A 10,825-nucleotide genomic window follows, 5' to 3' on the forward strand; every position below is an offset into this window, starting at 1 on the left:
GTGAGAGAACTGAGAGCGCGAGAGCGTTTCCCTCCGAGAAGCGCTCTCGTGCTCAGTCGGTGAACGGCAGCTCGAAGGCGTTGAGCCGGGCGAGCTGGACGTGATTGATGACGCCGGGGACCATGACGGGGTTGGCGATGAGACCTTCGAATCGTCCTGTCATGGGGGCGGGGCCGAAGACGAGGGGTCCGCTGGCTGAGCGGTCGCCGGCTCCGTTGATGTGTGAGTTGACGGCGACCGGCGTGATCGAGTTGCCGACGAGGAGTCGGAGCTGCTTGTTCGTCGCATCCCAGATGCCGGTGAGCATCTGCCACGATCCGGGCGTCGCGGCTCCGCCGGTGGCGCAGTTGCTCGTCGGTGTCGTGCTGGCGGAGTTGACGGGGTAGTCGCCGAGGCAGAACGCGTAGGTGCCTGCACTGGTGACCTGAAGCTGGACGGAGCCGCTCGAGCCTCCTCCCTGCATCGCGATCTTCTGGGAACCTGTGGCAGGCAGATACCGGGTCTTCACCCACACGCTGAACGTGAAGCTGTTCATCGCGTTCACGGCGGGATACATCGTGCTCACCTCCATGGCGCTTCCCCCGGCGGTCGACAGCACCGGGGTCTCGATGGGCGGGTCGGGCAGATCCGTCGAGGTGGTGGAGCTGGTCTCGGGTATCAGCAGGTCGATGCCATCAGCGCCGATCCACGGGTTGGAGTCCGGGATCGTGTTCGGCAGCGGGGTGGACATCTGCGTGACCTGCCACGCGTGTCCCGCGTCGAGGTTCGCCGCAGCAGCGGGGGTTCCGGTGTTGCCGCCAGGGTAGAGCGGCCGGCCGACCGCGGCGGACTGATTACCTGCCTTGTCGTAGGCCGACACCCAGACGGTGGACAGTGCGTCCGTCGGCGCGACGGTCAGAGTGGTCGCTCCGGACGGGGCTTTGCATGCCCAGCGCACGTTTCGGGTGATCGCGGTGGCGCAGTCGGGGAGCGCGGCCGCGATGGAGACCGTCCCGTCGGCGGGTACGGGCGGGGCGGGCGCGACGAGCTGGGTGGGAGTCACCCAATAGACGTATCCGGCGACGTCGGCCGCCCCGGTCACGGCCAGGTTGAGGCCCGTCCCGACGGTGTAGGAGGCGTTGGTCGGCGCGGTGACGGTGGGAGTGGCCGGCTTCGTCTTGTCGACGGTGAAGTAGCACCAGGCTGTCGGGGCGACGCCGTTGCTGCGGTGATCGCTGCCCCAGGCGCGCCACGCGTATGTCTCACCATCGGTCAGTGTGGTGAACGTGACCGACTTGTACCCCTGCGCACCGAGCCCTCCGGGCTTGTCCTGAACGGCAGCGTTCAGGTTGGAAGCCTTCATGAGGTGGAAGTTGGTGTCGACATTGCCGGGGTCGGGGTCGGTCTGGTGCACGCGAACGGTGACGTCGCTCTGCCCGATCGGGGTGGGGGCCGCGGCGGTTCCGCACTGTCGGCTCGGCGACGTGAAGACCGGGTCGGTCGGGGCGTTGGGGCGTGTGTTGTAAGACACGGTCAAGGTCGCGGCGCGGCTGAAGTGGCGTCGCGAGACGACCGTCTCGTTCTGGGGCGCGAGCCCGAGCTGGAACCAGGTCTGTCCGACGTAGGCCTGAACGCCTGCCGTGACGTTCCAGCCGACGGCCTCTGGTCCGCTGCTGCACGATCCCGGGTTCTGAGTGTCCAGAACCGGTCCCCACAGCGAGTGGTTCTGCTGGTTCCACGTGAACCCTCCGGCCTGTGGGCCGAAAGCACGCACCTGGACGGGGCTGTTCGGGCAGGAGGCCCATCTGATCTGCGTCGCGCCGAGCTGGGCCCCGAGGATGTCCTTGCCGGCGAGCGGGCTGATGATGAACTGGTAGAAGATGTTGCCTCGGAAGTTCTGGTACCGGCCCATGCGGAGCACATCCGACGTGCTCGCGTTGAGGTACGACTGGTCGGGATAGGCGGCGTCCGTGTACCAGGATGCCTGAGCGCCGGCCGACCAGTCGGGGTCGATGAAGATCGGGTAGGTCACGTCCTGGCCCGAGTCCTTCTCATGAGTAGCGACGGAAGCTCCGACGTCGAGCATCACGCGATCCTCACCGACGTCGTGCGTGACCGGCAGCACCGGCTCGGTCGCTCCGGGCTCGCGGAAGTCGCCTCCCGAGGAGGAATCCCACCAGAGGGGCTGCCCCGCGACGATCTGCGAACCGTCGGCCGCCTCTGCTTCGACGGAGCCGTTCTTCTTGGTGGTCAACGCGGCGTCCTGGATCACGACATGAAGATCGTCGAGCGCCGCCGACCGCGCGGCTTTCTCCGTCTTGACTACGTAGACCGATGCCTGCCCGGTCTTGGTGGCCACCATCTTCAGGTCAACGTCGGGCAGCACGTTCGCGTAGGTGGCCGTGTCGCCGTCGACAGTCGGGGCGGGGAGGGTGCCGTAGGGCCAGGTCTCGGTGACCCACTCTCCGGAGGCGGTCTGCACCTGTGCGAGTTCGTTGTTCCCGCCGGCGGAGAAGCGGACGGGTGCGGCCGACGCGATCGGTTCCCACCACCCATCCGTGCGAGCGAGTGTCGTGTCCACCGGGACCCACGTGGAATCCTGCTCCACTCTGACGGGCACTGTCGACGTCTCGTAGCGCATCGTCCCATCGGGCATCGCCACGTGCTGCTGGGTGGGGGTGATCATCCCGTCCACGGGGACGGGCTCGCCGGTCGCCTGCGCGGTGGAGATCGCCGCCGTGACCGCAGCCTGTTGGGCAGCTCGGAACGACGTGGCGGACAGGGCCTTCCCCACTCCCGGCCCCACTGCCGGGGGTGCCGCACTCGCGGAGAGCGACCCGCCGCCGAAGACGATCGCGGCAGCGCACACGCCGCCGAGGAGAGCCAGGCCTCTGCTGCGGCGGTCTCTGGCGGGAATGGATGCGGGATAGCGGGTGCGCGCGGCGCGGGGGAGCTTCACAACCGCAAACTATGGGCGTCGTCTGCCGCCCCGCAATATCGATTCACTCGATGAATCCGATTGTCAGGTATTCGCTCGACGTGCAATAGCGGCTCAGCCGAGCAGGCGCTCGATCACCCGCGCCACACCGTCCTCGTCGTTCGAGGCGGTCGTGTCGTCGGCCGCATCCTGCACCAGGGGTTCGGCGCCTGCCATCGCGACGCCGTGCCCTGCCCAGCGGAGCATCTCGACATCGTTGAGCGCATCGCCGAAGGCCACCACGTCAGCGCGGTCGATGTCGAGATGCTCGCAGAGTCGCGCGAGGCCGGTGGCCTTGGTGACGCCCTCCGCCATGACCTCGACGAACGGGGCGCCCGACAGCGTCGCCTCGAAGCCGGTGAGTCCGAGCGAGCGCAGGGTGTCGAACAGGGCGGCGGGGGCGAGCTCGGGGTGGCGGATCACGAACTTCAGGCTCGGCGCGGACAGCACCTGCTCCAGGGGAACGCCTCCCATCGCGGCGGGGTCGCGCTTGTGGTCGGAGAGGGCGGCGATCGCGGCGTAGCCGTCCTGGGCCACGAACGTCTCTCCGGCATCGCGCACACTCGCGAACAGCAGGCCGGGGATGCTCGCGCGCAGAGCTTCGGCGAGCGCGCGGATCGTCTGGGGCGGCAGCTCCTCGGCGAACAGCATCCGCCCGTCGTCGAGGCGCACGGCATAGGCGCCGTTGCTGCACAGCGCCCACCCGTCGAACCCCGCGTCCGCAGCGATGGCACGCAGGCCGATCGGCTGGCGCGCGGTGACCGGGACCACGTGGATCCCGCGGGCTCGGGCGGCGTCGAGCGCGGCGCGGGTGCGCGGAGTGACGGCCGACGACGAATCGAGCAGGGTGCCGTCGAGATCGGTGGCGATCAGCCGCACGCGCACGTGATCGGCCCTCAGGAGAAGATCATCGGCATGTCGTCGTCGTCATCGGCGCCGCCCGTCCCGAGACGACGGCTGTCGAGGTCGACGACCACTGGGACATGGTCGCTGGGCTGCTCGCCCTTGCGCTCGTCGCGGTGGATGGACGCGCCCTGCACGGCCTCGGCCAGGGTGCGCGAACCGAGTACGAAGTCGATGCGCACACCCTCGTTGCGCGGGAACTTCAGGCGCTGGTAGTCCCAGTAGGTGAAGCCCTCCGGGATCAGCGGGCGCACCACGTCGGTGACCCCGGCATCCTGGAACGCGAAGAACGCGTCGCGCTCCTGCGGGGACACGTGGGTCGAACGGCCGACCACGATGTCGGGGTCGCCGTTGTCGACGTCGAACGGGATGATGTTGAAGTCGCCCACCAGCGCGAGGGGCAGATCGGGGTTCGCCGACAGCTCGGCCGCCGTCGAGTTCTTGAGCTGCTCGAGCCAGTGCAGCTTGTAGAGGTAGTGCGGGTCTTCCAGCGAGCGGCCGTTCGGCACGTACAGGCTCCACACCCGCACGCCGTCGACCATCACGCCGAGCGCACGTGCTTCGAGCGGCGCATCCGGCCCCTCATGCCCCTTCGCGAAGCCCGGCATGCCGTCGAACGAGGTGCGCACGTCGGTGACCGGGAGGCGGCTCGCGATCGCCACGCCGTTCCACTGGTTCAGCCCGTGCACCTCGACGTGGTACCCGGCCTCCTCGAACGGTCCGTAGGGGAACTGTTCCGGCTTACACTTGATCTCCTGCATCGCCAGCACGTCGATGTCCTCTCGGACGGCGAACTCGACGGTGCGGGTGACACGGGTGCGGATGGAGTTGACGTTCCAGGTGGCCAAGCGCATGCGTCAAGCCTAGTTGCGTCATCCGACACCCGAGCCCGCGCTGGGTCCGTCGCCCGCGACCTGTGTGGCGGCCACCTGCATGGCCACCACCTGCATGGCCACCACCTGCATGGCCACCACCTGCATGGCCACCGAACGGATGCATGAGCCGCATGGCCGGACGTTCATGCATACGGTCAAACCTCATGCATCCGCGCAGTGCGCCCCAGGCTCCTACACTGGATGCCGTGACCGCACTCGACGCAGACCGCCAGACGCTCCTCGACCTCATCAAGGACGAGGCGGTGTTCCACGGCGACTTCACCCTTTCCAGCGGCAAGAAGGCGACGTACTACGTCGACATGCGAAAGCTCACGCTGGACCACCGCGCCGCTCCCGCGATCGGTCGCATCATGCTCGACCTGATCGGCGACCTCGACGTCGTGGCCGTCGGTGGCCTCACGCTCGGTGCCGATCCGATCGCGAACTCGGTGCTGCACGCTTCGGTCGCAACCGGCACCCCGCTCGACGCGTTCGTCGTGCGCAAGGAGCCCAAGGACCATGGGCGCGGCCGCCAGATCGAAGGCGCCGACGTCAAGGGCAAGCGTGTCGTCGTGCTCGAAGACACCTCGACCACGGGGCAGTCGGCGCTCAAGGCCGTCGAGGCCCTCCGCAAGGAAGGCGCAGAGATCGTTGCCGTTGCCGTGATCGTCGACCGCAAGACCGGGGCGCAGGCCGCGATCGAAGCCGAGGGCCTCGAGTGGCGCGCCGCCTTCGACCTCGACGACCTCGGACTCGACCCGCAGTGACGCGCTACGCCCTGGCCGTCGACGTCGGCGGAACGAAGATGGAAGCCGCGCTCGTCGGCGAAGACGGCCGGCTCGTCGAGGGAAGCCGGAGTCGACAGGCGACGGGTCGCGAAGCCACTCTCGATTCACTCGATGCGTCGGTGGTCGCGATCGTCGAGCACGCGCTGGCGGCTCTACCCGCGGACGCCGAACTCGTCGGGGCCGGCGTCGGCAGCGCCGGACCGATCGACCGCACGGTCGGGGCGATCATGCCCGTGAACATGCCCCTGGCACGCGGGTTCCGTCTCGAGGACTCGGTGCGCGCGGCGGCGTCCACGGTGCTGGGGCGCGACGTGCGCACTCTGCTCGGTCACGACGGCGGTGCGCTCGCCCTCGCCGAATCCTGGCTCGGGGCCACGCAGGGCGCCGGTGCCTCGCTGTCGATCGTCGTCTCGACCGGTGTCGGCGGCGGGTTCGTCGCGAACGGCGCCTATATCCCCGGGGCCACCGGCAACGCCGGCCACCTGGGTCAGGTGCGTCGCGAGGGTGGTCTGACCCTGGAGGAGATCGCCTCCGGGCCGGCGAGCGCCGCCTGGGCGCAGACGCAGGGCTGGAGCGGTGCCACCGGGGAGGATCTGGCCCGTGACGCAGCCGCCGGAGACACTGTCGCTCGTGCGGCGATCGAGCGCTCCGCCCGCGAAGTAGGCGGTGCGTTGGCGGATGCCGCGACCCTCGTCGACCTCGACGTCGTCGCGATCGGCGGCGGATTCTCGCGGGTGTCCGAGGACTACATCGACCTCGTGCAGACAGCGCTCACTGCCAGCGCGGCGCACGAATACTCGCGGCGCGCCCGAGTCGTGCGCTCTGGGCTGGGCGACGAGGGGCCGCTCATCGGCGCCGCCGCGCTCGTGCTGCGGTAGCCGCCGCCCTCGTGCTGCTGTAGCTCCCTCCGACTGCGCAGCTCAGCTCAGCTCAGCTCAGCGGTGGGCGCTGAGCAGGTGCCGGGGTGGCCCTTCGAGGCGGGCCACGGAGATCTTGAGATCGGTGACGTCGGCGGCAACGGCGTCGATGCGGGTGCTGAGCTTCTCCTCGACGGCGTCGATACGGTCGTCGATGCGGCGGACCATCCAGGCGCCCGCGGCGAACAGGCTCGTACCGAGGGTGAGCACGACGCCGATCGCGCTGAGGACGATGGTGACGGTCTCCGTGCTCACTGTCTCATCCTCGTCCCGCGGTGAGCAGGTGCCGGGGTGGCCCTTCGAGGCGGGCCACGGAGATCTTGAGATCGGTGACGTCGGCGGCAACGGCGTCGATGCGGGTGCTGAGCTTCTCGTCGACGGCGTCGATGCGGCGGACCATCCAGGCGGCGCCGACGAACATGCTCGTGCCGAGCGTCACCACGACGCCGACGGCGCTCATGATGGTCGCGAGGGTCTCCGTGGACACGCGTGCTCTCCTTGCTCGGCCGGGTACATCGACGACGTTACGCCGCTCATCCCGGTGTGCGCGCCGGTATTCCAGCATCTGTGAAGAGGTGGCGGAGGTTGCGCGATGTGGAGAAGAGGTCAGTGCGCCGCAGGCGTCTTCCGCGGTGCCCGGCCGGCGACGAGCATCAGCACCGGCACCAGCGCGCACAGCACCGCCGACACGAAGAACGTCGCGCTCGACGCGGGGTCGCGTCCGATCAGGAGGATCGCCGTCGGCACGAACGTGCCGCCGACGGCGCCGCATGCGACGAGAGCACCGGTCACGGCGGCGCTGCGAGCGGGATCGAGGCGGTCGAGCGCGAGGCCGACGATGAGCCCGTAGCTGGGGGCCAGCAGCACGACCACCACAGCCAGCGCGATGAGCGCGCCCCCGGGGGCGGACTCCACCAGCATCCCGGTGACGGCCATCAGCACCGCAGCGGTGCTCGTCGCGGCGACCAGGATCACCACCGGCGACACCGCGAGTCGGCGCAGGGTCGCGGCACCGAAGCGCCCGATCGCCATGAGCGCCCAGAACGCCGAGGTCCCCAGGGCCGCCACACCGGGGTCGAGCGCGAGCGTCCGTGCCGGGATCACGGCCGACCACCCCGAGAGCACGGTCTCCACGCCGACGTAGAGCGGCAGCGCCACCGCGAACGGGAGCAGCGCGAGCAGGCCACGCGCATCGCGATGGGTCGGCTTCTCGGAGCGCGTGAAGGCAGTCGCCGGCCCTGCGAGCATCACGACGGTCAGGAGGGGTACGAGTGCCAGCACTCCGAGCACCGGCCGGATGTCGGATCCGGCGGCGACAAGCAGTGGCGTGACGGCCGCGCTCACGGCGACCGTGCCGAGGAGGGCGCTGAGCAGACCCGTCGCGCTGCCGACCGCCGCGGACTTCGCCGCCACGGATCCCGAGGCCTCCACCAGCCCGAAGCCGAACCCGGCGACGGCGGCTGCGGTGATGAACATCACCGGCGTGCCGGCCAGAGCCACCACGACGATGGCAGCGGCCTGGAGCGCGCTGCCGAACATCAGAGCGCTGCGCGGCGGCCGGTGCATCAGCAACGGCCCGGACACCAGCACTCCGACGAGGAGCCCGGCGAACAGTGCGGGCACCGCGACGCTGAGGTCGGCCGCCATCGCCCGTTCGGCGGAAGGCAGGATCGCCGGCAGGAAGGCGGCCGTGACGCCGAGTCCCGCGAAGGCGGTGAACAGCCCGGCCCGTGCGCGTCGGGCGTCGTCGATCACGCCCCGGTCGTCCGCACGCGGTGCACGGCGGCGAAGGTGTCGCGCAGCGCCTCCATCGAGCGATCGTAGTTCGACTGGGCGACACCGATGAAGATGCAGTCGACCACCATCAGCTGGGCGATCCTGCTGCCGAGAGCTCCGGAGCGGAAGCCGGTCTCGCGCGCGGCGGTCGTGAGCACGATGTCGGCCTGATCGGCCAGCGGAGCGCCGGCGTGGTTGGTGATCGCGATGGTGGTCGCTCCCGCCTGACGGGCCAGCAGCAGGAACTCGATGGTGTCGGTCGTGGCACCGGTGTGGGAGACCGCGATCGCGACGTTGCCCGGCCCGAGCGTCGCCGCCGAGGTCCAGGCGGCATGCGGGTCAGACCACTCCAGAGCGGTGCGCCCGATGCGGGTGAGCTTGCGCTGCAGGTCGAGCCCCACGATGGAGCTGGCGCCGACACCGAAGATGTCGACCCTGGTCGACGAGGTGATGGCATCGACGGATGCGCGCAGCGATTCGGTGTCGAGCACCTTGGCGGTGTCGGCGAGGGAGAGGGTCTCGGCGAGAGAGACCTTCGCGACGATGTCGGTCAGGGTGTCGTTGCGATCGATGTCTCCGGAGACGGCGGGCAGCGCGGCCGTGTCGAAGGTCTCGCGCTCGACGTCGCGCAGCACGTGATTGCGGAGTTCCCGCACGTGCTCGTAGCCGAGGCGCTTGCAGAACCGGACGACCGAGGTGGTGGACGTGTCGCAGCGCTGGGCGAGCTCGGCGACCGAGAGGCCCGCGGTTCCCGCGGGGTCGGAGAGGAAGAGATCGGCGATGCGCTGCTCGCTCGGACGCAACTCGGGGCGGATCGCCCGCATGCGGACGAGCACGGGGTGTGCGCCGGCTTCGTCGCGGGCGGCTTCATGAGGCATGGGGTCTCCGATCACTGTTCATAACAGTAGAGGAACTTCTGTTACATCAGTAGTGGCGTTCGTGTACTTTTGGTACCAACCAAGACCGACGACGTTCACGGGGCGGCAGGCAACAGCGCCTGACCCGACGCCACGGCGGCCGTCACACTCAGGAGGATCCAGCAATGAGCACAGCACGCTGGGCGTCACTCGGCGCTCTCACGGCGACGGGCCTCGCCTTCGCCCTCGTCATCACCGGGTGCTCCGCACCCGCATCCGACCCGAAGCCCTCAGAAGGCGCTGCCGGAGGCGACCTCGTCATCGGCGTCACCAGCGACCCCGACACCCTGTTCCCCTGGAAAGCCACCCAGTTCCAGGCCGTCAACGTGCTGCAGAACCTCTACGGCACGCTGACCGAGTTCGACGAGGACCTGAACGTGGTTCCCGGCCTCGCCGAGTCGTGGGACGTCTCCGAAGACGGCCTCACCCTGACCTTCCACCTGCGCGAGGGCGTCACGTTCGCCGACGGCAGCACGTTCGGTTCGGAAGACGTGAAGTACTCGCTCGATGCGATCGCGGCCGAGGCCACGGCTGCCGTCGCGCGCAGCTCTCTCGCCTCCGTCACCGCGGTCGAGGCCACGGACGAGAACACCGTCACCCTCACGCTCAGCGCTCCGGACGCCGCCCTGCCCGCCAACCTCGCCGTGATCAACATGGCGATGCTGTCCTCGGACGACACCGAGGAGGGTCTGAACACCACGCCCAACGGCACCGGGCCCTTCATCCTGGATGACCGCAAGGCGAGCCAGTCGCTCACGCTCGCCAAGAACGAGGACTACTGGGGTGACGCCGCACTGCTCGACACCGTCGAGTTCCGCGTGATCCCCGACGAGTCGTCGATCGTCTCGGCGATGCAGTCCGGCAATGTGCAGCTGGCCGTGTTCGACGACCCGCTCGTCGCACAGACCGCCGAGGGCGCCAACGTCGAGGTCGCCACGACCCCGCAGCTGAGCTACCACGCCCTGCAGCTGAACGCGCAGCGCGGCGACCTCGCCGACGTGAACGTGCGCCTCGCCATCCAGTGCGCGATCGACCGCCAGGAGGTGCTCGACACCGCGGCCCTCGGCGAGGGCGAGGTCACCGGCCCCATCACCTCTCCCGCATACAAGTCCGACCCCGATGCACGCCCCTGCCCGGAGCGCGACCTCGACAAGGCCGCCGAGTACCTGAAGAAGGCGGGCAAGGAGGACGGCGTCACCATCAAGACGATCGTCTCCCAGGGCGAGTACGCCACCTCGGTGAACGAGGCGCAGAACCTGAAGGCGCAGTTGGCCGACGCCGACATCACCCTCGACCTCGAGGTGCTCGAGTCCGGTGCGTTCGTCGACCGCTGGATCGCGGCCGACTTCGATGCCGCGGTCGCCCTCAACGGCGGTCGTCCCGACCCCGACGGCATGTACGGCCGCTACTTCACCAGCACCGGAAACCTGAACAAGGTCGCCGGCTACTCCTCGCCCGAGCTCGACGCGCTGTTCGCGGAGGGACGCCAGACGGCCGACCCCGACAAGCGCAAGGACATCTACGCGCAGGTCTCCGAGAACCTCGAGGACAACGCGGCGTGGATCTGGCTGTTCACGAGCTACACCTACACGGCGACCGCGTCGACCGTCGACGGCTTCGTCCCGATGGTGAACGGCTCGCTGCAGTACCTGCGGACCACCTCCATCAAGTAGCGGATCGAGGGGGCGCGGCC

10 protein-coding genes are annotated in these 10,825 nt (G+C 69.2%); 3 read left to right on the plus strand and 7 right to left on the minus strand.

The genetic code is table 11. The annotated features are described in order from the left end of the window. Positions 1-52: 52 nt before the first annotated feature. The 3 genes from ILP86_RS19860 to ILP86_RS01575 all read right to left on the minus strand — a co-directional run bounded on the left by ILP86_RS19860 (position 53) and on the right by ILP86_RS01575 (position 4,713). Positions 53-2,938: a LamG-like jellyroll fold domain-containing protein gene (locus ILP86_RS19860; RefSeq protein WP_193761222.1), complete on the minus strand. Its 2,886-nt coding sequence runs from the start codon at positions 2,936-2,938 to the stop codon at positions 53-55. Positions 2,939-3,031: 93 nt separating this feature from the next. Beyond that, complete coding sequence (locus ILP86_RS01570) at positions 3,032-3,841, minus strand: Cof-type HAD-IIB family hydrolase (protein WP_061015383.1); 810 nt, start codon at positions 3,839-3,841, stop codon at positions 3,032-3,034. A gap of 11 nt (positions 3,842-3,852) precedes the next feature. Continuing rightward, on the minus strand, positions 3,853-4,713 hold the full coding sequence (locus ILP86_RS01575; RefSeq protein ID WP_193761223.1) for an exodeoxyribonuclease III: 861 nt from the start codon (positions 4,711-4,713) through the stop codon (positions 3,853-3,855). A 227-nt stretch (positions 4,714-4,940) separates the two neighbouring features. On the opposite strand from ILP86_RS01575, the gene pyrE reads away from it, so the two are divergent. Next, positions 4,941-5,501, plus strand: a complete 561-nt coding sequence (gene pyrE, locus ILP86_RS01580; protein WP_349885036.1) for an orotate phosphoribosyltransferase — start codon at positions 4,941-4,943, stop codon at positions 5,499-5,501. Then, the gene (locus ILP86_RS01585) at positions 5,498-6,400 is read left to right on the plus strand and encodes an ROK family protein (RefSeq protein ID WP_046746377.1); all 903 of its coding nucleotides are present in this window, start codon (positions 5,498-5,500) and stop codon (positions 6,398-6,400) included. Before pyrE ends, ILP86_RS01585 begins: the two co-directional genes overlap by 4 nt. Before the next feature lie 57 nt (positions 6,401-6,457). On the opposite strand, the gene ILP86_RS01590 is transcribed toward ILP86_RS01585, so the two are convergent. The 4 genes from ILP86_RS01590 to ILP86_RS01605 form a co-directional block, all read right to left on the minus strand. Further along, positions 6,458-6,694 carry a hypothetical protein gene (locus ILP86_RS01590; protein WP_113681204.1) on the minus strand — a complete coding sequence of 79 codons (237 nt, stop codon included), beginning with the start codon at positions 6,692-6,694 and terminating at the stop codon, positions 6,458-6,460. Positions 6,695-6,698: 4 nt separating this feature from the next. Then, a complete protein-coding gene (locus ILP86_RS01595) occupies positions 6,699-6,926 on the minus strand; it encodes a hypothetical protein (RefSeq protein ID WP_113681205.1) in 228 nt (75 codons plus the stop codon). A 119-nt stretch (positions 6,927-7,045) separates the two neighbouring features. Then, on the minus strand, positions 7,046-8,194 hold the full coding sequence (locus ILP86_RS01600; protein WP_193761225.1) for a sugar MFS transporter: 1,149 nt from the start codon (positions 8,192-8,194) through the stop codon (positions 7,046-7,048). After that, entirely contained in the window at positions 8,191-9,093 is a 903-nt protein-coding gene (locus ILP86_RS01605; RefSeq protein ID WP_058631721.1) for a MurR/RpiR family transcriptional regulator, read from the minus strand. The genes ILP86_RS01600 and ILP86_RS01605 overlap by 4 nt, the downstream gene beginning before the upstream one ends. A 164-nt stretch (positions 9,094-9,257) precedes the next feature. On the opposite strand from ILP86_RS01605, the gene ILP86_RS01610 reads away from it, so the two are divergent. Next, positions 9,258-10,805: an ABC transporter substrate-binding protein gene (locus ILP86_RS01610; protein WP_061015757.1), complete on the plus strand. Its 1,548-nt coding sequence runs from the start codon at positions 9,258-9,260 to the stop codon at positions 10,803-10,805. Positions 10,806-10,825: the final 20 nt, after the last annotated feature.

Source organism: Microbacterium sp. R1 (genome assembly GCF_015159725.1).
Taxonomy (GTDB): Bacteria; Actinomycetota; Actinomycetes; order Actinomycetales; family Microbacteriaceae; genus Microbacterium; species Microbacterium oxydans.